Origin of the sequence: Streptomyces sp. LUP47B (assembly GCF_001746295.1) — a bacterium.
Lineage (GTDB): Bacteria > Actinomycetota > Actinomycetes > Streptomycetales > Streptomycetaceae > Streptomyces.
The window spans coordinates 15,514-39,276 of the sequence record NZ_MJAH01000032.1 but is presented as its reverse complement, the minus strand read 5'-3'; the positions used below and the strand labels follow the sequence as shown (position 1 = coordinate 39,276).

Annotated in this window: 21 protein-coding genes and 1 pseudogene; 11 read left to right on the top strand and 11 right to left on the bottom strand. The window is 70.8% G+C overall.

Features of this window, described 5'->3' with window-relative positions; all coding sequences use genetic code 11:
* Positions 1–78: 78 nt before the first annotated feature.
* The 3 genes and pseudogenes from BFN33_RS47400 to BFN33_RS47390 form a co-directional block, all read right to left on the bottom strand.
* A pseudogene (locus BFN33_RS47400) lies at positions 79–1,401 on the bottom strand (CoA transferase).
* A 61-nt stretch (positions 1,402–1,462) separates the two neighbouring features.
* On the bottom strand, positions 1,463–3,028 hold the full coding sequence (locus BFN33_RS47395; RefSeq protein ID WP_069766430.1) for a S8 family serine peptidase: 1,566 nt from the start codon (positions 3,026–3,028) through the stop codon (positions 1,463–1,465).
* A gap of 47 nt (positions 3,029–3,075) precedes the next feature.
* The gene (locus BFN33_RS47390) at positions 3,076–4,632 is read right to left on the bottom strand and encodes a S8 family serine peptidase (protein ID WP_069766429.1); all 1,557 of its coding nucleotides are present in this window, start codon (positions 4,630–4,632) and stop codon (positions 3,076–3,078) included.
* Positions 4,633–4,885: 253 nt separating this feature from the next.
* Between BFN33_RS47390 and BFN33_RS47385 the strand changes: the two genes are divergently transcribed.
* From BFN33_RS47385 to moaA, 3 genes are all read left to right on the top strand, one after another.
* Entirely contained in the window at positions 4,886–5,242 is a 357-nt protein-coding gene (locus BFN33_RS47385; RefSeq protein WP_057618197.1) for a DUF485 domain-containing protein, read from the top strand.
* A complete protein-coding gene (locus BFN33_RS47380; RefSeq protein ID WP_069766428.1) occupies positions 5,239–6,858 on the top strand; it encodes a cation acetate symporter in 1,620 nt (539 codons plus the stop codon). Before BFN33_RS47385 ends, BFN33_RS47380 begins: the two co-directional genes overlap by 4 nt.
* Before the next feature lie 156 nt (positions 6,859–7,014).
* Positions 7,015–8,004 (top strand): GTP 3',8-cyclase MoaA, encoded by a 990-nt coding sequence (gene moaA / locus BFN33_RS47375; RefSeq protein ID WP_069766427.1) that lies wholly within the window; start codon positions 7,015–7,017, stop codon positions 8,002–8,004.
* A gap of 2 nt (positions 8,005–8,006) precedes the next feature.
* Here the strand turns inward: moaA and BFN33_RS47370 are convergent, their stop codons facing one another.
* Positions 8,007–8,225 carry a hypothetical protein gene (locus tag BFN33_RS47370; protein ID WP_069766426.1) on the bottom strand — a complete coding sequence of 73 codons (219 nt, stop codon included), beginning with the start codon at positions 8,223–8,225 and terminating at the stop codon, positions 8,007–8,009.
* Between the two features lie 190 nt (positions 8,226–8,415).
* Positions 8,416–8,814 (bottom strand): DUF3099 domain-containing protein, encoded by a 399-nt coding sequence (locus BFN33_RS47365; RefSeq protein WP_176742658.1) that lies wholly within the window; start codon positions 8,812–8,814, stop codon positions 8,416–8,418.
* 247 nt (positions 8,815–9,061) lie between these two features.
* Between BFN33_RS47365 and BFN33_RS47360 the strand changes: the two genes are divergently transcribed.
* Entirely contained in the window at positions 9,062–9,343 is a 282-nt protein-coding gene (locus tag BFN33_RS47360; protein ID WP_069766424.1) for a GlsB/YeaQ/YmgE family stress response membrane protein, read from the top strand.
* Positions 9,344–9,406: 63 nt separating this feature from the next.
* On the opposite strand, the gene tyrS is transcribed toward BFN33_RS47360, so the two are convergent.
* Genes tyrS through BFN33_RS47345 form a run of 3 tightly spaced genes read right to left on the bottom strand, consistent with a single transcriptional unit; the run spans position 9,407 to position 13,647 of the window.
* On the bottom strand, positions 9,407–10,675 hold the full coding sequence (tyrS, locus tag BFN33_RS47355; RefSeq protein ID WP_069766423.1) for a tyrosine--tRNA ligase: 1,269 nt from the start codon (positions 10,673–10,675) through the stop codon (positions 9,407–9,409).
* 57 nt (positions 10,676–10,732) lie between these two features.
* Positions 10,733–12,127 (bottom strand): metallopeptidase TldD-related protein, encoded by a 1,395-nt coding sequence (locus tag BFN33_RS47350; protein ID WP_062038808.1) that lies wholly within the window; start codon positions 12,125–12,127, stop codon positions 10,733–10,735.
* Positions 12,124–13,647 carry a TldD/PmbA family protein gene (locus tag BFN33_RS47345; RefSeq protein WP_069766422.1) on the bottom strand — a complete coding sequence of 508 codons (1,524 nt, stop codon included), beginning with the start codon at positions 13,645–13,647 and terminating at the stop codon, positions 12,124–12,126. Before BFN33_RS47345 ends, BFN33_RS47350 begins: the two co-directional genes overlap by 4 nt.
* Positions 13,648–13,897: 250 nt before the next feature.
* On the opposite strand from BFN33_RS47345, the gene fabG reads away from it, so the two are divergent.
* The 3 genes from fabG to BFN33_RS47330 all read left to right on the top strand — a co-directional run bounded on the left by fabG (position 13,898) and on the right by BFN33_RS47330 (position 15,881).
* Entirely contained in the window at positions 13,898–14,602 is a 705-nt protein-coding gene (gene fabG, locus BFN33_RS47340) for a 3-oxoacyl-[acyl-carrier-protein] reductase (RefSeq protein ID WP_069766421.1), read from the top strand.
* A 5-nt stretch (positions 14,603–14,607) separates the two neighbouring features.
* A complete protein-coding gene (fabI, locus tag BFN33_RS47335; protein WP_057618187.1) occupies positions 14,608–15,375 on the top strand; it encodes an enoyl-ACP reductase FabI in 768 nt (255 codons plus the stop codon).
* Between the two features lie 152 nt (positions 15,376–15,527).
* Positions 15,528–15,881 (top strand): hypothetical protein, encoded by a 354-nt coding sequence (locus tag BFN33_RS47330; RefSeq protein WP_069766420.1) that lies wholly within the window; start codon positions 15,528–15,530, stop codon positions 15,879–15,881.
* Here the strand turns inward: BFN33_RS47330 and BFN33_RS47325 are convergent.
* Positions 15,856–16,551 carry a FadR/GntR family transcriptional regulator gene (locus tag BFN33_RS47325; RefSeq protein ID WP_069766419.1) on the bottom strand — a complete coding sequence of 232 codons (696 nt, stop codon included), beginning with the start codon at positions 16,549–16,551 and terminating at the stop codon, positions 15,856–15,858. The genes BFN33_RS47330 and BFN33_RS47325 overlap by 26 nt on opposite strands.
* A 70-nt stretch (positions 16,552–16,621) precedes the next feature.
* Between BFN33_RS47325 and BFN33_RS47320 the strand changes: the two genes are divergently transcribed.
* From BFN33_RS47320 to BFN33_RS47310, 4 genes are all read left to right on the top strand, one after another.
* Positions 16,622–17,980: a CynX/NimT family MFS transporter gene (locus tag BFN33_RS47320; protein WP_069766418.1), complete on the top strand. Its 1,359-nt coding sequence runs from the start codon at positions 16,622–16,624 to the stop codon at positions 17,978–17,980.
* 48 nt (positions 17,981–18,028) lie between these two features.
* A complete protein-coding gene (locus BFN33_RS55140; RefSeq protein WP_088245544.1) occupies positions 18,029–18,145 on the top strand; it encodes an SGM_5486 family transporter-associated protein in 117 nt (38 codons plus the stop codon).
* Positions 18,146–18,327: 182 nt separating this feature from the next.
* Positions 18,328–18,534: a hypothetical protein gene (locus tag BFN33_RS47315; RefSeq protein ID WP_069766417.1), complete on the top strand. Its 207-nt coding sequence runs from the start codon at positions 18,328–18,330 to the stop codon at positions 18,532–18,534.
* A gap of 65 nt (positions 18,535–18,599) precedes the next feature.
* Complete coding sequence (locus BFN33_RS47310) at positions 18,600–19,118, top strand: histidine phosphatase family protein (RefSeq protein WP_069766416.1); 519 nt, start codon at positions 18,600–18,602, stop codon at positions 19,116–19,118.
* A 73-nt stretch (positions 19,119–19,191) separates the two neighbouring features.
* Here the strand turns inward: BFN33_RS47310 and serB are convergent, their stop codons facing one another.
* Entirely contained in the window at positions 19,192–20,406 is a 1,215-nt protein-coding gene (gene serB, locus BFN33_RS47305; protein WP_069766454.1) for a phosphoserine phosphatase SerB, read from the bottom strand.
* A gap of 388 nt (positions 20,407–20,794) precedes the next feature.
* The gene (locus BFN33_RS55135) at positions 20,795–23,614 is read right to left on the bottom strand and encodes a streptophobe family protein (protein WP_305144245.1); all 2,820 of its coding nucleotides are present in this window, start codon (positions 23,612–23,614) and stop codon (positions 20,795–20,797) included.
* Positions 23,615–23,763: the final 149 nt, after the last annotated feature.

Sequence of the window (23,763 nt, the reverse complement as noted above, 5' to 3'; positions counted from 1 at the left end):
CAACTGCAGCGAAACAAGTGGTGGCAAGGCATTCCACCCATAGGTACGTTCCCGGCGCCGCGCTCGGTTCCGGCCCGCTCAGCGCAGGCGCGCGGCATCCGTGCCCCACGGCACCGGCGGCCGAGCCCAGTCCGCAGGACCGCCCTCGAAGGAGACCGGCGAGAGGGCGTACCGCAGCCGCCCGAGCGCGCTGTCCGTCTCCGCCAACCAGGGATCGGGGCCGTCGTACGGCTCGCTCACGGCGTCAACCGCCGCGCTCCCGTCCATGCCGTCGGTCAGCCACTGGGCCGTCCGTGCCAGCGCCAGCCGCACGAACCGGCTCCCGCCCTCGTACGACTGCTCGATCAGCGCCCGCAGCACGGCTGCCGCCAGCAGATAACCCGTCCCGTGGTCGAGGGCCTGCGCGGGCAGCGCGCCCGGCCGATCCGGTGAACCCTCCAGCACCGCGATCCCGGTGGCCGCCTGCACGAGGCTGTCGAAGCCTCGCCGTTCATGCCATGGCCCGTATCCGCCCCACGCCGACAACTGCGCCACGACCACCCCGGGCCGCCGCTCCGCCAGCGCCTCGGGTGACAGTCCGAACCGGTCCAGCGCGCCCGGCCGGTATCCGGTGACGACCACGTCCGCCGCCGCGAGCAGTTCCTCGAACGTCCGCCGGTCGGCGGCCAGGTCGAGCGTCGCCGACCGTTTCCCGAAGCCCGTGTCGGCGTGCTGGTCCGGCAGTTCGGGCAGCTGGGGCGCGTCCAGGCGCAGGACGTAGGCGCCGAGCAGGGCGAGGGTGCGGGTGGCGACCGGTCCCGCGAGAACCCGCGTCAGGTCCAGGACGTGCAGGCCTGCGGCCGGCAGCAGGGGAGAGGTACCGACCGGCGCGAACGCACGCGCGCGTGCCGTGTCCAGCCGCCCCCGCTCGACCAGCGGCCGTTTCGCCACCTCGGCCGCCTGCGGGTGCGCGGCCCACTACTCGGGAGAGCGCAGGGCGACGGCGAGACCCCCGGCCGCGTACACGGCTTCCTCGACGTCCAGGGCGGACCGCTCGGCCAGCGCCGCCTCCACGGCCGCCGGGTCCTCAGGCACGCCCAGCGTCCGGAGCAGCCGCGCGCGGTGGTGCGGATAGTTCGCGTGCGTGCGGACCCATCCGTCCGCCGTGCGCCAGAACCGGGAGAGCGGCGCGAAGTTGACCGGAGCGCGACCATTGATCAACAGATGACGTTCGCTCAGGAAAGCGGTGGCGACCGCACCGTCGTCCACCCGCACCGCCGGCACCTCGGCGAGCCCGGCCCGCAGCGCCCCCAGTTCGGCGGCGGCCAGTGCGCACTCGCCCACACAGGTCCGCGCCAGCTGCTGTGCGGGAAGGCGCCCCTGCAGAGCGCCCTCCCGCACCACAAACTTGATTCCCGTCATGACTGCACTATGCAGTATTGACGCAATCAATATATGGAGGGACCTTGATCGTCCTTCACTGCTACTTCGTCACCGCGTCCAGTGCGTCCACCGTGCCCCAGCCGTAGAAGCCGTTGCGGTTCTTGGATCCCTCGCACACCGCGTCGACCTTGCCGTCGCCGTTGATGTCGTAGGGATCCGTGCACGGCGTGGCGTCGGCCTCGGCGTACAGCAGCGCCTTCACCAGGGCCGGCGGGGCGTACGGGTGCGTCGACTTGATCAGGGCGGCCACGGCCGCGACGTGCGGCGAGGCCATCGACGTACCGGCCATGTAGCCCCACTTGCCGCCGGGCAGCGTACCCAGGATGAGTCCGCTGGTCGCGGGCGGCGCAGGCGTCTGGTACGCCGTCGAGTCACCGCCGGGCGCGGCGACGTCGATGACACCCAGGCCGTGGTTGGAGAAGGACGACTTGATGCCCTTGGCGCCGGTCGCCGCGACCGTCACGACACCCGGCAGCTGGGTCGGTATGTCGAAGCACTTCGACGGGTCGATCACCCGGTCCGAGGGCGTGCCGTCGTTCGGCGAGACCGGGTCGGTGATCTCGTCGGCCGCGAGGTCGTAGTTCTCGTTGCCGGCCGCGGCGACGTTGACCACGCCCTTCTTCTCCGCGTACCGCGAGGCCCGGGTGATGGCGTCCACGAGGGCCTTCTGGTCCTGGTCGTCGGTGCAGTTGAAGTACCACGGGTCGGTGTAATAGCTGTTGTTGGTGACGTCGACCCCGTGCGTGGCCGCCCACACGAAGCCGCAGACCACGGCCTCCGTGTAGAAGTAGCCGTCGGTGGTCGCCACCTTGATGCCCGCCACCTTCACGCCGGGCGCGACCCCCGTCATACCGACGCCGTTCTTGGCGGCCGCGATCTCACCTGCCACGTGCGTGCCGTGCGGGCTCTCCGCGGCGCTCGGTCGCCATGCCCCGTCGGTGGTGTCCGGCTTGCCCGTCACGCAGTTGACCGACGCGGCCCGGTCGAAGTTCGGCGCGAGGTCGGGGTGGGTGTCGTCCACGCCGGTGTCGATCACGGCGACGGTCACCTTGCTGCTGCCGAGCGACTTCTCGTGCGCCTTGTCCGCCTTGATGGCGGGCAGGTCCCACTGCAACGACTCCAGCGGGTCCTGGCCGGCGTCGGCGGCGGCCTGTGCGGCGGCCAGCTGCGCCGAGTTGAGCGCCTTGGGCGTCCCCTCGTCGGTCGTCGACTGCGCGGGCAGCGGCGCGTTGCGCGTGTTGCCGGCCGACTCGACCCCGCGGACCTTGCGGATCGTCCTGGCGAAGTCGGCGTTCGACGAGTGGACGACGATCACGCCGATCTGGTCGTACGACGTCACGATCGTGCCGCCGGCCGCGGCGATGGCCTTCTTCACCTGGGTGGAAGGACCGTGCCCGGGACGGACGTTGACGACGTAGCTGAGCGCCGTGCCGTCCGCGTCGGCGGAGGCGAGGACATCGCTGACGGCACCGGTGACACCGGCCGAGCTGCCGGGCAGGCCGGCCGCGGACGCCGTGGCGCCCGGGAGGAACGCCATGGCTGTCGCCATGGCCATACCGAGCGGGAGCGCGAGCGCGCGCCGATGGCGCGGGTGGGGCCCTGTCATGATGAGACTCTCTCCAGTTCGTATGCGGGACAAGCGGTGCGGGGAGGTCACTTGACCGCGCGCAGCGCGTTGACGATGCCGAAGCCGTAGAACCCGTTGGCCCGGGTGCCGCCCTCGCACACCGCGTCCTGTGTGCCGTCGCCGTCCTGGTCGTAGGAGGCCGGGCAGCCGGTGGCGTCCGCCTGCGCCTTGAGCAGCGCCTGCAGTTGGGCCGGGCTCGCCTTGGGATGCGTCGACTTCAGCAGCGCGGCGACGCCCGCGGCGTGCGGCGAGGCCATCGAGGTGCCCTGCAGGAAGCCGTACTGGCCGTTCGGCAGGGTGGACAGGATGCGGCCGTTCTGCGACGGCGTGTCCGGGATCTGGTAGAGCCGGTCGCCACCGGGGGCCGCGACGTCGATGACGCCCTTGCCGTACGAGGAGTAGTACGACTTGAGGTTCTTGACGCCCGTCGCGCTGACCGTGACGACACCGGGCAGCTGTGTCGGCACGTCGAAGCACTCGTGCGGATCGACGGTGCGCTCCACCGCGGTGGAGTCGTCGGGGCTGGAGGCGTCGACGAGCGCGTCGGAGTCCAGGTCGTCGTTGGAGTTGCCCGCCGATGCCAGGCTGAGCGTGCCCTTGTGTTGCGCGTACAGCTGCGCCCTGTTGACCGAATCAACAATGGCCCGCTGATCGGGGTCGTCCATGCAGTTGTACAGCCAGGGATCAACGTAGTAGCTGTTGTTCGTGATCTCGACGCCGTGGTCGGCGGCGAACACGAAAGCGCACACGACGCTCTCCGGGTAGAAGAGGCCGTTGCTCCGGTCGGTCACATTGATGGCCGACACCTTCACGCCGGGCGCGACACCGGCCACACCGACACCGTTGCGGGCCGCGGCGATCTCACCGGCCACGTGCGTGCCGTGGTAGTCGTCCGCGGTGTACGGCCGCCAGGCACCAGCGGTGGTGTCCGGGACACCACCGTCGCAGTTGGCCGACTGCGCGGCGGAGAAGTTCGGCGCGATGTCGGGGTGGGTGTCGTCGACGCCGGTGTCGATCACGGCGACGGTCACCTTGCGGCTGCCCGGGTTGATCTTGGCGGCCTTGTCGGCGCCCATCGCCCGCAGGTCCCACTGGTCGGCCTCGAGGGGCTCGCTGTCCGGCGTGGCGGCCGAGGCCTTCGTGAGCTTCGCGGCCTGCGCGTCCGACAGCACCTGGACCGCGCCCTCGTCGGTCGTGCCCGCCGGGGTCAGCGGCGAGGTGCGGGTGGCACCGGCCGACTGCACCCCGCGTGCCTTGCGGATCTTCTGGGCGAAGTCCGGCGCGGACGAGTGGACGACGATCACGCCGATCTTCTCGTACGCGATCACGACGGTGCCGCCGGCCGCCGATATCGCCTTCCGCACCGACGCGATCGTGCGGTGGTCCACCTTGGTGTTGACGACGTACGACAGGTTCGTCGCGTCCGCTGCCTGTGCCACGGACCCCGTGGCAGGAGCGGCCGAGGCCGCCGAGGGCAGGAAGCCGAGCGAGGCCGTGAGGGACAGCACGACGGGCACGGCGAGCGCGAGACGCCTTCTTGAACGTATCGAACGTCTCGAAGGTCTGGAACGCGGCTGGGACATGGGGTCTCCACATCATCCGGAAACGAAACCGGCCCGAGACACAGGTGTCGCTCGGGCAGGTACATGACGGGTGGTGCAGGCCGAAGCTATCTCCCGAAGTCGCTGGCCAGCAATGACTTCCCCAAGGTGAGTTCGGAAAGAAGCAAAGCGAGTTGAACCGGTCCGAGCGTGCCGCCGTGACCTTGGGCAGGGAACGCGAGGACACTCGCGCCCGAACCCCGTCACAACCGCACCCGCAACGCGAGGAGACTCCGTGGCCACCGACGCACCGCCACCCTCGAAAGAGACCCACAAACTCCCCACCACCGAGGAGTTCACCGAGGTGCAGGAGAGCGCTGAGTTCGGTGAACTGCGCCGCTCCTACCGCTCCTTCGCCTTTCCGCTGACCGTCGGCTTCATCGCCTGGTACCTGCTGTACGTCCTGCTGTCCAACTACGCGGGCGACTTCATGGGCACCAAGGTCGTCGGCAACATCAACATCGCGCTGGTCCTGGGCCTCGCCCAGTTCCTCACCACGTTCCTCATCGCCTGGTGGTACGCGCGCACCGCTGCCGCCCGCTTCGACCCCAAGGCCGAGGCGATCAAGTCCCGGATGGAGGGCGGCGCATGAGCCCCGCGATCACCCTGGCGGCCGGCGAGGCCAGCGAGCACCGAGGGCTGATCATCAGCCTGTTCGCGGTCTTCGTCCTCGCCACCCTCGTCATCACGATCTGGGCCGGACGACAGACCAAGGACGCCTCCGACTTCTACGCGGGCGGCCGCCAGTTCACCGGCTTCCAGAACGGCCTCGCCGTCTCCGGCGACTACATGTCCGCCGCGTCCTTCCTCGGCATCGCGGGCGCCATCGCCCTCTTCGGCTACGACGGCTTCCTTTACTCCATCGGCTTCCTGGTCGCCTGGCTCGTCGCCCTGCTCCTGGTCGCCGAACCGCTGCGCAACTCCGGCCGGTACACGATGGGCGACGTCCTCGCGTACCGGATGCGCCAGCGCCCGGTCCGCACGGCGGCCGGCACCTCCACCATCGTGGTCTCGATCTTCTACCTGCTGGCCCAGATGGCCGGCGCCGGCGTCCTGGTCTCCCTGCTGCTCGGCATCACCAGCGACGGCGGCAAGATCGGCATCGTCGCCCTGGTCGGCGTCCTGATGATCGTGTACGTCACCATCGGCGGCATGAAGGGCACCACCTGGGTTCAGATGGTCAAGGCCGTGCTCCTGATCGTGGGCGCCCTGCTGCTGACCTTCCTGGTGCTGCTGAAGTTCGACTTCAACGTCTCCGACCTCCTCGGCTCCGCCGCCGACAACAGCGGCAAGGGCGCGGCCTTCCTGGAGCCCGGTCTGAAGTACGGCGCCACGGGCACCACCAAGCTGGACTTCATCTCGCTCGGCATCGCCCTGGTCCTCGGCACCGCCGGCCTGCCGCACATCCTGATCCGCTTCTACACGGTGCCCACCGCCAAGGCCGCCCGTAAGTCGGTCATCTGGGCCATCGGCCTCATCGGCGCCTTCTACCTGATGACCCTCGCCCTCGGCTTCGGCGCCGCGGCCCTGATCAAGCCGGACGAGATCATCGCCTCCAACAAGGCGGGCAACACGGCGGCGCCACTGCTGGCACTGCATCTGGGCGGCGTCGACTCCAACTGGGGCGCGATCCTGCTGGCCACCATCTCGGCGGTCGCCTTCGCGACGATCCTCGCGGTCGTCGCCGGCCTCACCCTGGCCTCGTCGTCGTCCTTCGCGCACGACATCTACGCGAACGTCATCAAGCGCGGTCAGGCCACAGAGAAGCAGGAGATGAGCGCGGCCCGCTGGGCGACCGTCGGGATCGGCGCGGTCTCCATCCTGCTGGGCGCCCTCGCCCGCGACCTCAACGTCGCAGGCCTCGTCGCGCTCGCCTTCGCGGTCGCCGCCTCGGCGAACCTGCCGACGATCATCTACAGCCTCTTCTGGAAGCGGTTCACCACCTCCGGGGCCCTGTGGTCGATCTACGGCGGCCTCGTCACGGCGGTCGGCCTGGTGCTGTTCTCGCCGGTCGTCTCCGGCAAGCCCACCTCGATGTTCCCGGACGTCGACTTCCACTGGTTCCCGCTGGAGAACCCGGGTCTCATCTCGATCCCGGTCGGTTTTCTGCTCGGCATCATCGGCACCTACCTCTCCAAGGAGGAGCCGGACAAGGGCAAGTACGCGGAGCTGGAGGTCCGGTCGCTGACCGGTACCGGCGCCCACTGACACGCCCCCGGAGCGGCCGTGTCGTAGATCTCTACGACACGGCCGCTTCGTACGTCGTGGGATCGGGCACTGTCGTTGTCAGCGACGTCACGTAGGCTCGCAAGTGACGGAAACCGATGGAGTCGGCACTGATCCGCGACGAGGGAGGGGGCCCACGTGCTCATCGACACCTACGGCCGGGTGGCCACCGACCTGAGAGTCTCGCTGACCGACCGCTGCAATCTGCGGTGCACGTACTGCATGCCGGAAGAGGGCCTGCAGTGGCTGGCCAAGCCCGATCTGCTCACCGACGACGAGATCGTCCGCCTGATCGACATAGCCGTGACCTCCCTCGGGATCGAGGAGGTCCGCTTCACCGGCGGTGAGCCCCTGCTGCGCCCCGGCCTGGTCGGCATCGTCGAGCGCGTCGCGGCTCTTGAGCCGCGCCCCCAGATGTCCCTCACCACCAACGGCATCGGCCTCAAGCGCACGGCGAAAGCCCTGAAGGCCGCCGGCCTGGACCGGGTCAACGTCTCCCTGGACACCCTGCGTCCGGACGTCTTCAAGACCCTCACCCGCCGCAACCGCCACCAGGACGTCCTGGAGGGCCTGGACGCCGCCCGCGAGGCGGGCCTGACCCCGGTCAAGGTCAACTCCGTCCTGATGCCCGGCCTGAACGACGACGAGGCCCCCGACCTCCTCGCCTGGGCCGTGGAGCACGACTACGAGCTGCGCTTCATCGAACAGATGCCCCTGGACGCCCAGCACGGCTGGAAGCGCGACGGCATGATCACCGCCGGGGACATCCTGACCTCCCTGCGCACCCGGTTCGACCTCACCGAGGAGGGCTCGGAGAAGCGCGGCTCAGCCCCCGCGGAACGCTGGACAGTGAACGGCGGTCCTCACGTAGTGGGTGTCATCGCCTCCGTCACCCGCCCGTTCTGCGCGGCCTGCGACCGCACCCGCCTCACAGCCGACGGCCAGGTACGCAACTGCCTCTTCGCCCGCGAGGAGACGGACCTCCGAGCGGCACTGCGCTCCGACGCCGGTGACGAGGAGGTCGCCCGAATCTGGCGCGAGGCGATGTGGGGCAAGAAGGCGGGAGCGGGCCTGGACGACCCGACGTTCGTCCAGCCGGACCGGCCCATGTCGGCGATCGGCGGCTAGGGCTAGGCCCCTTCGGGCGCCTTCCAGTCCTCGAACTTCACGACATCCTTGAGGAAGCCCCGCACCCCGAGGAACTGCGACAGATGCTCCCGGTGCTCCTCACAGGCCAGCCACGTCTTGCGCCGCTCCGGCGTGTGGATCTTCGGGTTGTTCCACGCGAGCACCCACTCGGCGTCTTCGCGGCAGCCCTTCGCGGAGCAGATCGGGGTCTCGTCACTCACGGATTTCGTCTCACAAGCGGGGGGAAAAGGCGACGCCGAGCAGCCACGGGGGGAGCTGCCCGGCGTCGGTCTGTCGCTCCGACGGGGGATGCGGAGCGCGTACGAAGTATGTCACGGGTAACCCTTGGCCCGGCACTGGAACAACATGATTGATCTGAGCTTTTCTTGAGCTTGGTGCCGGGAACACCTGTCACGTCCGCTCGCGCGGTTCCCCCCGCGCACCCGACGCCGCCCCGCCCGCACCGCCTTCCGGCACGGGTTCCGCGAAGTCGTCATCGGCTCGCGGCGGCATGATCATCGGCGGGGTCGGTGCGGTCACGAAGGTCGTCGGCAGTGAGGGCGCGTTCTCCCGCCCCGCGTTGGCGATGACGACGGCGATATAGGGCAGAACCGCCCCGAGCACCAGCGCCACGATCGCGACATGCCGTTCGACGTTCCAGAGCGTGGCCGCGAGCACCACGGAAATCGTACGCACCGTCATCGAGATGACGTACCGGCGCTGACGTCCGCGCACGTCCTCCTGAAGGCTCGTCCTGGCTCCGGTGATCCGGAACACCTGGGCGCTGCCGCCGCCATGCTGCTTCCGCATCACATTCCACCATCCGCCCGCATCGGACTCTCCCCGTTCCCCGCAACCACTCCGTACCCGGTGGAGGTACCGGGCCCGGACAGCTTCCACGTTACGCCGCGTCTGCGCCGTCTACGAGACCGGGGCACCTCCCGCCTGGGCGAACGGGCTCGCTCCCGGCACGTACGGCCGTGCCCGGCATGCGGCGTAGCCCGAACGGACCGACACTTGCCGTAATGCTCACGTCGAGCCGCACGAGGAGGCAGCCATGGGCTGGTTGTGGGCGATCATCGTGGGATTCGTGCTGGGCCTCATCGCGAAGGCGATCATCCCCGGGAAACAGCACAGCCCCCTCTGGCTGACCACCATCTTCGGCATGCTCGGCGCCGTCGCCGGCAACGCCATGGCACGCGGGTTCGGCGTGGACGAGACCCCCGGCATCGACTGGAGCCGCCACGTCTTCCAGCTCATCGCCGCGATCATCATCGTCGGCTTCGGCGACATGCTCTACATGGCGACGCTGGGCAAGAGGAAACAGCGGCGGACCTGAGAGCCGTACGACGAAGGGGCGCCCTCCCTCGGGAGAGGCGCCCCCTTCTGCCGTGCTCAGGACCTAGGCCGAGGTGACCTCGACCGCGGCCAGGTTCTTCTTGCCCCGGCGCAGCACCAGCCAGCGACCGTGAAGCAGGTCCTCCTTGGCGACCACCGCGTCCTCGGCCGACACCTTGACGTTGTTCACGTAGGCCCCGCCCTCCTTCACCGTCCGCCGCGCGGCCGACTTGCTGGCCACGAGTCCCACCTCCGCGAACAGATCCACGACGGCACCGAGCTCGGCGACCCGGATGTGCGGCACCTCCGAGAGCGCCGCGGTCAGCGTCTTCTCGTCCAGCTCCGCCAGCTCACCCTGCCCGAACAGGGCACGGCTCGCGGCGATCACGGCGGCCGTCTGGTCGGCGCCGTGCACCAGCGTCGTCAGCTCCTCCGCCAGCGCCCGCTGCGCGGCCCGGGCCTGCGGACGCTCCTCGGTCTGCTTCTCCAGCTCCTCGAGCTCCTCGCGGGACCGGAAGGACAGGATGCGCAGGTACGTCGAGATGTCCCGGTCGTCCACGTTCAGCCAGAACTGGTAGAACGCGTACGGCGTCGTCATCTCCGGGTCGAGCCAGACGGCGCCGCCCTCGGTCTTGCCGAACTTGGTGCCGTCCGCCTTGACCATCAGCGGCGTCGCGAGACAGTGCGCCTCGGCCTCGGGCTCCAGCTTGTGGATCAGGTCGAGCCCCGCCGTGAGGTTGCCCCACTGGTCGCTGCCGCCCTGCTGCAGCGTGCAGCCGTACCGCCGGTACAGCTCAAGGAAGTCCATGCCCTGGAGCAGCTGGTAGCTGAACTCCGTGTAGCTGATGCCCTCCTGGGACTCCAGCCGGCGCGCGACCGAGTCCTTGGTGAGCATCTTGTTGACGCGGAAGTGCTTGCCGATGTCCCGCAGGAACTCGATGGCCGACATCCCGGCCGTCCAGTCCAGGTTGTTCACCATGACCGCGGCGTTCTCGCCCTCGAAGGACAGGAACGGCTCGATCTGCGAGCGCAGCCGGGAGACCCAGTTCGCGACCGTCTCCGGGTCGTTCAGCGTGCGCTCCGCCGTGGGACGCGGGTCGCCGATCTGGCCGGTCGCGCCGCCCACCAGCGCGAGCGGACGCAGACCCGCCTGCTGGAGCCGGCGCATGGTGAGGACCTGCACCAGGTGACCGACGTGCAGGCTGGCCGCCGTGGGGTCGAAACCGCAATAGAACGTGACGGGACCGTCCGCGAGCGCCTTGCGCAAAGCGTCCTCGTCAGTGGACAGGGCCCACAGCCCACGCCACTTCAGCTCGTCGACGATGTCCGTCACGGTTCTCGTATCTCCTCGAAAGGTCCTCGGGCAGTCGAGTGACTACCGGCTACGAGGTTATACGCCCTGACTGACAGAACTCATATTGAAATCCGGCACCCGCAGCGCCGGCATCGCGGCCCTGGTGAAGTAGTCGCTCCACTCCCTCGGCAGCGTCTTCTCCGTCCGCCCCGCCTCCGTCGCCCGCCCCAGCAGGCCGACCGGCGACTCGTTGAACCGGAAGTTGTTGACCTCGCCGGTCACCTCGCCATTCTCGACGAGGTACACGCCGTCCCGGGTCAGCCCGGTGAGCAGCAGGGTGGCCGGGTCGACCTCGCGGATGTACCAGAGGCAGGTCAGCAGCAGCCCGCGCGTGGTGTTCGCGACCATCTCCTCCAGCGACAGGTCCGAGCCTCCGTCGAGGACGAGGCTGCCGGCCGCCGGGGCGACGGGCAGCCCGGTCAGGCCCGCGCTGTGCCGGGTCGTCATCAGATGCGCCAGCTCGCCCTGCCGGATCCAGTCGGTGGCGGCGACCGGCAGACCGTTGTCGAACACCGACTGGTCGCCCCCGGAGGAGTGCGCGACCACGAAGGGCGCGGATTCCAGGCCCGGCTCGTTCGGGTCGCTGCGCAGGGTCAGCGGCAGCTCGGTCAGCCGCTCGCCGACCCGGGTGCCGCCGCCCGGCTTGGAGAACACCGTCCGCCCCTCGGCCGCGTCCCGGCCCGACGCCGACCACAGCTGGTAGATCAGCAGGTCGGCGACCGCGGTCGGCGGCAGCAGCGTCTCGTACCGCCCGGCGGGCAGCTGGTGGCGCCGCTCGGCCCATCCCAGGCGTACGGCGAGCTCGGCGTCCAGCGCCGCCGGGTCGACGTCCTTGAAGTCCCGGGTGGAGCGTCCGGCCCAGGCCGAGCGGGTCCGGTCCGGCGACTTGGCGTTGAGCTCCAGCGTGCCGTTGGGCTGGTCGTGGCGCAGCCGCAGCCCCGTGGACGTGCCCACATACGTCGACACGAGCTCGTGGTTGGCGAAGCCGTAGAGCTCGCGGCCGCCCGCACGCGCGCGTGCGAAGGACTCGCCGAGCGCCGGCGCGAAGTCGGCGAAGACCGCCGAGGAGGTCTCGGCGGGCGCGTCCGTGAAGTCCGGGGACTCCGGTACACCCGTGACCAGCGGCTGGGCGTCCTCCGCGGGCGCGGCACCGCGTGCGGCGGCCTCCGCGGCCCGCACCAGCGGCTCCAGCTCGTCCGCGGTCACCGCGGACCGGGAGACCACGCCGGAGGCGGTGCCCTCCTTGCCGTCGACGGTCGCGACGACCGTGAGCGTGCGCCCGCGCGTGACGCCGTTCGTGGTGAGCGCGTTGCCCGCCCAGCGCAGGTTGGCGGTCGACTGCTCGTCGGCGATCACGACACAGCCGTCGGCCCGGGACAGCGCGAGGGCCCGCTCGACGATTTCGTGCGGCTTGTTGGTGCGGGCGCTCATCGACCGGCCTCCTGAGTGGTGTTCAGAATGTTGACGCCCTTGAAGAGGGCCGACGGGCAGCCGTGCGAGACGGCCGCGACCTGGCCGGGCTGGGCCTTGCCGCAGTTGAAGGCGCCGCCGAGGACATAGGTCTGCGGGCCGCCCACCGCGGCCATCGAGCCCCAGAAGTCGGTGGTGGTCGCCTGGTAGGCGACGTCCCGCAGCTGCCCGGTGATCCGCCCGTTCTCGATCCTGAAGAACCGCTGGCCGGTGAACTGGAAGTTGTAGCGCTGCATGTCGATCGACCAGGACCGGTCCCCGACGACATAGATGCCGCGGTCCACGCTCCCGATGAGGTCCTCGGTCGACATCCCGGCCGGGTCGGGCTGGAGCGACACGTTGGCCATGCGCTGCACGGGCACGTGCCCGGGGGAGTCGGCGTAGGCGCACCCGTTGGAGCGCTCGAACCCCGTCAGCTTCGCGATCCGGCGGTCCAGCTGGTAGCCGACGAGGGTGCCGTCCTTCACCAGGTCCCAGGATTGGCCCTCGACGCCCTCGTCGTCGTAGCCGATGGTCGCGAGGCCGTGCTCGGCGGTGCGGTCACCGGTGACGTTCATCAGCTCGGAGCCGTACCTGAGCTTGCCGAGCTGGTCGAAGGTGGCGAAGGAGGTGCCGGCGTAGGCCGCCTCGTAGCCGAGCGCGCGGTCCAGCTCGGTGGCGTGCCCGATGGACTCGTGGATCGTCAGCCACAGGTTCGACGGGTCGACGACGAGGTCGTACAGGCTCGCCTCGACACTGGGCGCCCGCATCTTCTCGGCGAGCAGCTCCGGGATCTGCTCCAGCTCGCTCTCCCAGTCCCAGCCGGTGCCCGTGAGGTACTCCCAGCCGCGGCCGACCGGCGGCGCGATGGTCCGCATCGAGTCGAACTCGCCACTGGAATCGTCGACGGACACCGCGGTCAGCTGCGGGTGCAGCCGGACCCGCTGCTGCGTGGTCACCGTGCCGGCGGTGTCTGCGTAGAACTTGTTCTCGTGCACGGTGAGCAGCGACGCGTCGACGTGGTTGACCCCGTCCGCCGCCAGCAGCCGAGCGCTCCAGTCCGCGAGCAGCGCCGCCTTCTCCTCGTCGGGCACGGAGAACGGATCGATCTCGTACGACGAGATCCACGTACGGTCGGCGTGCACGGGCTCCCCGGCCAGCTGCACACGCTCGTCGGACCCGGCCGCGCGGATCACCTGGGCGGAGAGCTTCGCCATGGCCACGGCCTGCGAGGCGACCTTGGCGGCGGCGTCCAGGGTCAGGTCCACGCCGGACGCGAAGCCCCAGGTGCCGCCGTGGACGACCCGCACCGCGTACCCGAGGTCGGTGGTGTCCGAGGACCCGGAGGGCTTGGCGTCCCTGAGGCGCCAGGACGCGCTGCGCACCCGCTCGAACCGGAAGTCCGCGTGCTCGGCGCCGAGCGCACGCGCGCGTGCCAGCGCGGCGTCGGCGAGGGCACGTAGGGGAAGCGCTGTGAAGGCTTCGTCGATGGTATGAGGCACCTGGGTCTCTTCCTGTGGGCATGAGGTGGGCGAAGGGCTGCCCCGATCATGTCGCGGCGACCGGTGCGCAGACCACACGTTTGTGACCGCTGCCGGCAACTTTCTGTAGGGACCCGACAGCGAGTCCCGTAAGCCACTGTCGGTGCCCGAATGTCCCCGACAGCGACCGGCCCGATAGGTTTTCGGGGAAGCCGCCTGTCATCCACGTGCTCGGGCGGATGTGTCAGACCCCTATGGAAAGGGTGATCCGTTGAGCCGCTCGGTTCTCGTCACCGGAGGCAACCGGGGCATCGGCCTCGCCATCGCCCAAGCATTCGCCGACGCCGGCGACAAGGTCGCGATCACGTACCGCTCGGGTGAGCCGCCGGCCCGCTTCCTCGCGGTCAAGTGCGACATCACCGACACCGAGCAGGTGGAGCAGGCCTACAAGGAGATCGAGGCCGAGCACGGCCCGGTCGAGGTCCTGATCGCCAACGCCGGCATCACCAAGGACCAGCTCCTGATGCGGATGTCCGAGGAGGACTTCACCTCGGTCGTCGACACCAACCTCACCGGTACCTTCCGCGTGGTCAAGCGCGCCAACCGCGGCATGCTGCGCGCCAAGAAGGGCCGGGTCGTCCTGATCTCCTCGGTCGTCGGCCTCTACGGCGGCCCCGGACAGGCCAACTACGCCGCCTCCAAGGCCGCCCTCGTCGGCTTCGCGCGCTCCCTCGCCCGTGAGCTGGGCTCGCGCAACATCACCTTCAACGTCGTCGCGCCCGGCTTCGTCGACACCGACATGACCAAGGTGCTCACCGACGAGCAGCGCGAGGGCATCGTGAAGCAGGTGCCGCTCGGCCGTTACGCGCAGCCCGAGGAGGTCGCCGCGACGGTGCGGTTCCTGGCCTCGGACGACGCCTCGTACATCACTGGAGCCGTCATCCCCGTTGACGGCGGACTGGGAATGGGTCACTGAACACCATGAGTGGAATTCTCGAGGGCAAGCGCGTCCTGATCACCGGTGTGCTGATGGAGTCCTCCATCGCCTTCCACGCCGCCAAGCTGGCCCAGGAGCAGGGCGCCGAGATCATCCTGACCGCGTTCCCGCGGCCCACGCTGACCGAGCGCATCGCCAGGAAGCTTCCCAAGCCCACCAAGGTCATCGAGCTCGACGTGACCAACGACGAGCACCTCGGCCGACTGGCCGACATCGTCGGCGAGGAGCTCGGCGGCCTCGACGGCGTCGTGCACTCCATCGGCTTCGCTCCGCAGGACGCGCTCGGCGGCAACTTCCTGAACACGCCGTTCGAGTCCGTGGCCACGGCCATGCACGTCTCGGCGTACTCCCTGAAGTCGCTCACCATGGCCTGCCTGCCGCTGATGCAGAACGGCGGCTCGGTCGTCGGCCTCACCTTCGACGCGCAGTACGCCTGGCCGCAGTACGACTGGATGGGCCCGGCCAAGGCCGCCCTGGAGGCCACCAGCCGGTACGTCGCGCGCGACCTGGGCAAGCAGAACATCCGCTGCAACCTCATCTCCGCCGGCCCGCTCGCCTCGATGGCCGCCAAGTCCATCCCGGGCTTCAGCGACCTGGCCGCCGTGTGGGACAACCGCTCCCCGCTGGAGTGGGACCTCAAGGACCCGGAGCCGGCCGGCAAGGGCATCGTCGCCCTGCTGAGCGACTGGTTCCCGAAGACCACCGGCGAGATCATCCACGTGGACGGCGGCCTGCACGCCATCGGAGCCTGATCTCCCATACGTCGTCGACGCCCCGTTCCCCCAGGGAGCGGGGCGTCCCCCGTTCGGCCTACCAGGCCGGGCGCGCACGGCCTGCAACTGGGCACGCTGGATTACGCGTTCACCTGCGATTCCCTCCCCAGCACGGCCGAGGAGGTCCCCTTGTGCGCCTGTCCCGCAGTCTGGCCTCAGTGACCGCAGCCGTCTGTCTCGTGATCTCCTTTCCGTACGAAGCGAAGCCGCACGCACGCGTGGATGCGCCCCGAGCCGCGGCCTCGGAGCTGTTCGGCGCCTCCTGCCGCAGCAGTGTCACCGGCTCCCGGGTGACCACCTACTGCCACAACCCCTATCCGCGCACCGACGGCGTCCGCCTGCACATCGAGTGCGACCGCTGGTGGGACCTCGACACCGACGGCGCCGAGGTCGAGGCCGGGCCCGCGCAGACCGTGCGGCTGACCGGCCGGTGCTGGAAGGAGGTCCGCTCGGTGTGGGTCAGCCACCGGAAGCTGGCGCGCTGAACCGTCCCGGACGGCACAGGAAGGGGTAGCCGGCCGCCTCTTCGGCAGCCGCCGCCACGTCGCCCGCGCGGATCGCGTCGACGAGCCGGGCGTGGTCCATGTAGGTCTCCGGCGTCAGCTCCTCGCCGACGTCCTCACGCAGCCAGTCCCGCAGCACCTCGCCGAGGTCCGCGTACATCTCGGTCATCACGTCGTTGTGGGAGGCGGCCACCACGGCCAGGTGGAAGGTGGCGTCCGCGGTCACGAAGGCCTCCGTGTCGCCCGATCCCCAGGCCTGTTCGCGTCGTACGAGAAGCGCGTCGAGCTGCTTGAGGTCCTTCTCGGTGCGCCGCTCGGCGGCCAGCCGCGCCGCGGACGACTCCAGGGTGGAACGCAGCTCGGCGATGTGCCGGGGTTCCGCGTCGGCGAACCGGCGGTGCATCACGCCGGCCAGCTCACTGGTGGCCAGGACGTACGTCCCCGAGCCCTGGCGGATGTCCAGCAGGCCGTTGTGCGCGAGCGCGCGGACCGCCTCGCGGACGGTGTTGCGGGCGACCCCCAGCTGCTCGACCAGTTCGGGCTCGGTCGGGATCCGGGAGCCGACCGGCCACTCGCCCGAGGTGATCTGGTTGCGCAGCGCGGCGATGACCTGCTCGGACAGCGCCGAGCGGCGGGGATGGCTCAGGGGCATGGCACACCTTCGCACGGGCGGGACGAACGAGGACGCCCCGGGGATGGACAACCAATCATCCCATGATTCTATGATGGGTGGCATGGCAAGCGAGGAAACCCGGACACTGAAGTCCACGACCGCACGCAGTTCCGCGACCCCGCCCGATGGGGAACCCCTGGTGCCCGCCACGCGCGCGTGGGCCGTGCGCCTGGTCGTCGTCGGCATCGTGCTGTCCGCTCTCAACCTCCGCCCCGCCATCACCAGTTTCGGCGCCCTCCTCGAAGAGGTGCGCGACGGACTCGGCATGAGCGGCAGCATGGCCGGCCTGCTCACCTCGGTGCCCCCGCTGTGCTTCGCCGTCTTCGGTGTCATGGCCCCGCGTCTGGCCCGCCGTTTCGGCGCGGGGGCAGTGGTGTGCGCGGGCATGGTCGCCATCACGGCAGGTCTGCTCATACGGCCGTACACGGGCTCCACGGCGGGCTTCCTGGCCGCCAGCGCACTCACCCTCATGGGCATCGCCGTCAGCAACGTCCTGATGCCGGTCATCGTCAAGCGCTGGTTCCCCGACCGGGTCGGCTCCATGACCGGCCTGTACTCGATGGCCCTCGCTCTCGGCACCGCCGCCGCGGCCGCCGTGACCGTGCCGGTGACCGAGGCACTGGGCGGGAGCTGGCAGTCCGGGCTCGCGGTGTGGGCGGGCCTGGCCGCGGCGGCCGTACTGCCCTGGATCCCGCTCGTGCGGGACCGGGGAGCCGCCCCGGCGGAGCGGGAGGCCGGGCAAGAGGTCTTGACGCATGTCCACGCGCGCGTGGACGGGGCGGGCCCGGTCCGGCAGGTGCACGCGCGGGTGGAGCCGCCCACGCTGCGGATCACCCGGAGCCGGACCGCCTGGGCGCTCGCCGTGTTCTTCGGGCTCCAGGCCACCGCCGCCTACATCACCATGGGCTGGATGGCGCAGATCTTCCGGGACGCGGGCGTGTCCGCCGGCACCGCAGGGCTGCTGCTGGCGGTCACGATGGTGATGGGCGTCCCGCTGGCCTTCGTCATCCCGCGCCTGGCCACGCGGCTGCCGCACCAGGGCCCGATCGTGATCGCGCTCGGCGCCTGCGGTCTCGCCGGATACGCGGGCCTGTACCTCGCCCCGGCCGCCGGCGCCTGGGCCTGGGCCGTTCTGCTCGGCGTCTCCAACTGCGCCTTCCCGCTGGCCCTCACCATGGTCGGGATGCGGGCAAGGACCGGCGCGGGCGTGGCCCAACTGTCCGCCTTCGCACAGAGCACCGGCTATCTGATCTCCATCCCCGGACCGCTCCTGGTGGGTGTGCTGTACCAGCACAGCGGCGGCTGGGGCCTGCCGATCGCGCTCATGGTCGGCCTGATGATCCCGCAGATGGCGGTCGGGGTGCTCGCGGGCCGCGACCGCACGGTGGAGGACGAGGCGGCCCGGTGAGGTCACCCCGGCAGTTTCGGCAAGAGACCGGGGTGCGAGACTGGCCGTATGCCAGTGCTCGATCCGAATCCCCAGAACGGCCAGAAGAAGATGCTGCTGGTCTTCGGCTCGTTCTTCGCCATCTTCATCGTCATCGCGATCATCGCGACGATCGCCTCGCCCTGATCCGGACACCCGTTTCCCCGGTCCGACGGTGGGGTTAACCCCCTGTCCCCTAGGGGGTGAGTGTCAGGGTCAACTGGGTGGATCTCCGGATGGGTTGAGGGCCCCCGGTTCCGTAACTTCGAGATGTGACCGCGCCACACCGGTCACCGCCCACCGGCCACTCGAAGACAGCGGAGGCACCCATGTCGGCCCCTACGCACACCCCGCCCCACCCGGCGTCCCGGGGCGGCGTCGACATCCGGCTGCCCTGGTGGGCCCTCGCCCTGCCGACACTTGCCTTCGTGGTGCTCCTGGCCCTCATCCTCAACCCCGCCGACGCGCACGCGGCCTCCGGCGACCCGGCCGTCACCCAGTTCCTGGAGCGTGTACAGCAGCTGATAGCGCGCTGAGCACCCATAAAGCCGCCCGTCAACTCCCTGCGCCCCATGGCCTGTTTCGTGCGAAGCTGGATCCCATGAGCGTCGCAGAACCCCGCAGGATTGTCCTTTTCCGGCATGCGAAAGCCGACTGGCCGCAGGTGACCGATCATGAGCGGCCGCTCGCCGACCGTGGCCGCAAAGAATCAGCGGAGGCCGGACGACGACTGGTCGACTCCGGCATCCCCTTCGACCTGGCCCTCTGCTCCACCGCGACCCGGACCCGTGAGACCTGGAAGCTCGCCGTGCAGGAGTTCCCGCACCGGCCGAAAACGGTCTACGAGGAGCGGATCTACGAGGCCTCTCCCGGCGAGCTGATCGCCGTGCTGAACGAGACCCCGGACGACATGCAGAACGTCGTCCTGATCGGCCACAACCCGGGTGTGCAGGGTCTCGCCGATGTCCTCGCCGGCGCCGCCGAGGATGACGCCCGCCGGCGGATGAGCGCGCGCGGCTTCCCGGCCGCCGCCTTCGCCGTCCTGTCGTTCAGCGGTCCCTGGAAGTCCCTGGAGCCGGGCGTGGCCACCCTCGCCGACTACTGGGCGCCGTCCGACTGACGGCGACCTCCCACCGCGTGTGACACGGCAGGGCCCGGCACCGTCACGGTGCCGGGCCCTGCCGATGTGCCGCTCAGTCCTCCTCGTGCGCGTCCGCCGCCTCGACCTCTTCGCGGGTGACGCCCAGCAGGTACAGCACCGTGTCCAGGAAGGGCACGTTCACCGCCGTGTGCGCGGCCTCCCGCACCACCGGCTTGGCGTTGAAGGCGACCCCGAGTCCGGCCGCGTTGAGCATGTCCAGGTCATTGGCGCCGTCGCCGATCGCCACCGTCTGGGACAGCGGCACCCCCGCCTCGGCGGCGAACCGGCGCAGCAACCGCGCCTTGCCCGCGCGGTCCACGATCTCCCCGGTGACCTTGCCCGTCAGCTTCCCGTCGACGATCTCCAGCGTGTTGGCCTGGGCGAAGTCCAGCCCCAGCCGGTCTTGGAGGTCGTCGGTGACCTGGGTGAACCCGCCCGAGACGACACCCACTTGGAAGCCAAGCCGTTTCAGCGTACGGATCAGGGTCCGCGCGCCCGGCGTCAGCCGCACTTCGGAGCGCACCTTGTCGACGACCGAAGCGTCCAACCCCTCCAACAGCGCCACGCGCGCGTGCAGCGACTGCTCGAAGTCCAGCTCGCCGCGCATCGCGGCCGCGGTCACCTCGGCGACCTCGTCCTCGCAGCCGGCGTGCGCGGCGAAGAGCTCGATCACCTCGTCCTGGATGAGCGTGGAGTCCACGTCCATGACGACGAGCCGCTGGGCCCGGCGGTGCAGACCGGCCGCGACGACGGCCACGTCGACGCCGAGTTTGGCGGCGTCCGTGACGAGCGCGGTGCGCAGCGCTTCGGTCGCCACGCCGGACACCGCGAACTCGACGGCCGTGACCGGATACTTGGCCAGCCGGAAGATACGGTCGATGTTGCCGCCCGCCTTGGCGATCTTGGCGGCGATCGCGGCGGTGGCCTCCGCGGTGAGCGGGTGACCGAGCACGGTGACCAGGGAACGCCCCAGGCCTCGCGGCCGGTTGTCGCCGAGACCGGAGATGATCTCGGCCTGCATCTTGATCGACTCGGCCCAGCTGTGGACGGTCGCCCGCAGGTCGCCCTCCAGCGCGCGGGGCGGCGCGGTCACGAGCGCGCACAGCACCATTCGGCCACGCGTGACGACCTGCTCGATGTCGACCACGTCGACCGAGTACGCGGCAAGGGTGTCGAAGAGGCCGGCCGTGATGCCCGGCCTGTCCTTCCCGAAGATCTTGACGAGAAGGGTGGGGACGTCGGAGGACGAGGTCTGTGAAGCGCTCATGGTGTTCCCACCGTATCCGGCACCCAGTGCCTCTGCGCCCGCGGTCCGTCTGACGGACACGGAACACTCGGTGTCGGGCGGGTGGCGAGATCCTTACATACGGGACACGGCTTGGGTGCGGCGGGCGTGGGAGTCGGTCGCCGGGGGAGGGGTCCCGGTCCGGTGGTCGGCAGCGACCCGCCTTCCTACGCTCCCGAGACGCCCAGCCTTCCGGCCAGGGATGCAGACGGCGACCGGCCGTGTCCTACGCCCCCGCGAGGGTGCCGGCTCCGAACGACCTCACCGCACGGTGGGAACGGCCGGCTCTCGCCGGGAACGCCGGGGTGGCGACCCACGCCGTCCCCCCACAGGCCCCGCGCTCGGACCAGGCCCTGCGGCAGGCGCCGTATCAGCGCCGCCCCTTCGGCTTCCCCGGCGGCGGTGGCGGTGGTGGGGGAGGAGGCGGTGGTGGCGACTGACGGGCCTCGTCCCCGGAGGACGATCGTCGGCCACCCGGGCGCTGCCTGGGAGGGCGTTGCGGTGAACGAGGGGGCTCGTCGATCGGTCGGGCCACCGTGGGGGCGCCGTAGACGTTGCCGGACGGTGGTGACCCCACGGGCCGACGCGGTTCGCCCGACGGCCGGGAGTCCGGTTCTCGCGGACCGTCCTCAGGCGCCGGCCCTTGCCAACCGTCGCCACCGGGCCGCGCATCCTCGGGCCCCTGCAACTCATCCGGCACCCGCAGATACGGGTTCGTCGCCGGGTTCGGAGGCCGATGAGGCGCCCCCTGCACGTAGGGGCCCGGCTCACTGCCGTATGACTCCGGCTCACTGCCGTAGTGCCCTGGCCCACCCTCGTAGGACTCCGCTTCTCGGCCACGTGGGCCCGCCTCTCGGCCAGGGCGCCCCGCCTCCCGGCCATGCGGCCCCGCCTCACCGCCGTAGGCCCCCGCCTCTCCGCCGTACCGCTCCGCCCCACCACCACTTCGGCGCGGCCCGGCGTCACTCCGATAGGCGGCGCCTCCGCTGTCGTACGGTCCGGGGCCACTCCCGTGGGCCGGAGCCTCACTCGCGCCCGTCTCGCTTCCGCTCCCGTAGGCCGCGCCCTCGCTTCCGCCTGGCCCGCCTCGACTCTGGTAGGCGGCGCCTCGGCTTTCGTACGGTCCGGCGTCACTTCTGCGGGCCTGAGCCCCACTCCCGTCCGTTCCGCTCCCGTAGGCCGCGCCCTCGTTCCCGTCTGGCCCGCCTCGGCTCCCGTGGGCGGCGCCTCCACTCTCGTGCGCTCCGGAGCCGCTCCCGTGGGCCTGAGCCTCACTCGCGCTCCTCCCGCTTCCGCTCCCGTAGGCCGCGCCCTCGTTCCCGCCCCGCCCGCCTCGGCTCCCGTGGGCGGCGCCCCCGCTGTCGTACGGTCCGGCGCCGCTTCCGTGGGCCGGACCCCCACTCCCGCCCGTCCCGCTCCCACTCCCATAGGCCGGGCCCCCCGCCCCACCGGGCCCGCCCCCACTCCCATACGGCCCGTCCGCCCGCTGATACGCCCCACCCGCAGCGCCATACGGTGAACCCCCGGCAGGCCCAACCGACTGCACTCCCACAGCCCCTGCCCTCGCACCGCCCCCTGCCAAGTCACCCAGTGCCAGCCCCGCCGCCCGGGACCCCGCCGCCCCCGTCGCCCGGGCCAGCAACGCCCCCGCGGCGCCCGCACCCGCGCCCCACAGCGCCCCGAGCAGCAGTGCCATGCCGAGCTGCCCCCGCAACCGGACCCCGGCGCCGAAGGCGTCGAACCCCAGCACCGACAGCGAGGCGTCCACCGACACCTCCGTCAGCCAGGCGAGCAACGGCAGCGCCAACGCGGTGGCCAGCCCCAGCCGCACCGCACACCGCCCCGCGAAACGAAGCGCCCCAGGATCCCGTACGACCTCAGAGCCCGCCTCCGCCGCCCCCGCGGAACCGGAGCTCCACCCGCGCCCGCCACCAGCCCCAGCAGCTCCACCATCGGGCGCTCCCGTCACCCCCGCGGAACCGTGGCTCCATCCCCGGCCTGCACCCGCAGCACCGGAACCCCACCCCCGCCCGTCACCCGCCCCAGCAGCCCCACCACCAACCACCGCATCCCCCCGAACCCCCACCGGCGTCCGCACAGCGGTAAGCACCCCCGCCAGCAGCATCATCAGCGCCGCGGCCACCCCAAGCAGCCACACCCGCCCGTCCAGCTCCGCCAGGCGTCCCAGGGACACCGACTGGTCGGAGTCCGAGTTGAGGAGTCGGTCCAGGGGGTCCGGGAGGAAGTTCGTCAGCACGCCCGTGGCCCGGCCGTCGAAGGGGACGAACAGGCCGATGGGGATGCCCAGCCACACCCCGTTCGGCGCCCCGAGCAGCGCCGCTCCCGCGATCCGCTTGGGGTGGTCGTCGCCGATCGCCGCGTACGCCGCCGCCGCGAGCCCCGCGGCCACCGCGACCAGCAGCACCGTCACGACGGCGGACACGGCCGGCCGTACCACGCGGTGCACGGCCTCCCAGCCGCGCGGCAGCGGCGTACGGCGGGACGCCAGCAGCGCGACCAGCAGGATCCCGGCCGACCAGCCGAGCCCGCCGAGCAGCGTCGGCGCGGTGTCCACCGTGAAGCCGACCGCGGCCTTCGCGTCGACGAGGTCGCCGATCCGGCCGGGCAGCAGCCCGCCGATGTCCCCGACGTCCCCCAGTCCGGGGATGTCGAGGCCGCCGCTCCCGCCCGCGCCGGGCAGCTTGTCGAGCCCCAGCGCGCCCCCGTCGATCGTGATGACGTCGTGCCCCGCCCAGGCCAGCCCGCCCATCATCGCCGTGAACAACGCGACCACCGAGCCCCCGCGCGCGAGGAGTTCCGACGGCGCGATCACCGCTCCGGCGCCCCGCAGGGACCGCAGGAAGAACCAGGACAAAAGCACCGCGCCGACCAGACTGACGCCCAGTGGCGTGATCTCGATGGCGGTGGCCGCCTGCGCCCCCGTCAGCCCGAACGCGGACACGTCACCGGAGGGTGTCACCGAACCACCCGCCGCAAGGGCCACAACCGCCGCGGTCATCGGCCCCAGCGAGGCCGCGGAATCGGCCTCCAGCAGATGCAGACCGAGCGCGGCCACGCCCGCCATCCCGATCAACGCCCAGCTCACGGAGGCTATGGCGGACAGCAGGATGTCACCCCACGGCAGCCTCACGCCGTGCTTCGCCGTCTCGGCGCTCATGGACGCACTCATGGCAGACCCCCCGATCCGCGGCACGGACAAGACCGCGCTCGTCCCCCTCGCGTGGATTACCCACTCTCCGGGTCGGTTTCAACCCCGTCAACGGAACCGGCCGAAGCGCGCGAACGTGGTGTTCTCAGGGCTCGACTTTCGGTCAGGAG

Bases quoted from the DNA above. Each gene is read 5' to 3' on its own strand.
- BFN33_RS47320 (WP_069766418.1), top strand. From the start codon at position 16,622: ATGATGGGTGGCATGGCAAGCGAGGAAACCCGGACACTGAAGTCCACG.
- BFN33_RS47390 (WP_069766429.1), bottom strand. From the start codon at position 4,632: ATGTCCCAGCCGCGTTCCAGACCTTCGAGACGTTCGATACGTTCAAGA.
- fabI (WP_057618187.1), top strand. From the start codon at position 14,608: ATGAGTGGAATTCTCGAGGGCAAGCGCGTCCTGATCACCGGTGTGCTG.
- BFN33_RS47360 (WP_069766424.1), top strand. From the start codon at position 9,062: ATGGGCTGGTTGTGGGCGATCATCGTGGGATTCGTGCTGGGCCTCATC.
- serB (WP_069766454.1), bottom strand. From the start codon at position 20,406: ATGAGCGCTTCACAGACCTCGTCCTCCGACGTCCCCACCCTTCTCGTC.
- BFN33_RS47325 (WP_069766419.1), bottom strand. From the start codon at position 16,551: ATGCCCCTGAGCCATCCCCGCCGCTCGGCGCTGTCCGAGCAGGTCATC.
- BFN33_RS55135 (WP_305144245.1), bottom strand. From the start codon at position 23,614: ATGAGTGCGTCCATGAGCGCCGAGACGGCGAAGCACGGCGTGAGGCTG.
- BFN33_RS55140 (WP_088245544.1), top strand. From the start codon at position 18,029: ATGCCAGTGCTCGATCCGAATCCCCAGAACGGCCAGAAGAAGATGCTG.
- BFN33_RS47350 (WP_062038808.1), bottom strand. From the start codon at position 12,127: ATGAGCGCCCGCACCAACAAGCCGCACGAAATCGTCGAGCGGGCCCTC.
- BFN33_RS47380 (WP_069766428.1), top strand. From the start codon at position 5,239: ATGAGCCCCGCGATCACCCTGGCGGCCGGCGAGGCCAGCGAGCACCGA.
- BFN33_RS47365 (WP_176742658.1), bottom strand. From the start codon at position 8,814: ATGCGGAAGCAGCATGGCGGCGGCAGCGCCCAGGTGTTCCGGATCACC.
- BFN33_RS47315 (WP_069766417.1), top strand. From the start codon at position 18,328: ATGTCGGCCCCTACGCACACCCCGCCCCACCCGGCGTCCCGGGGCGGC.
- BFN33_RS47310 (WP_069766416.1), top strand. From the start codon at position 18,600: ATGAGCGTCGCAGAACCCCGCAGGATTGTCCTTTTCCGGCATGCGAAA.
- BFN33_RS47395 (WP_069766430.1), bottom strand. From the start codon at position 3,028: ATGACAGGGCCCCACCCGCGCCATCGGCGCGCGCTCGCGCTCCCGCTC.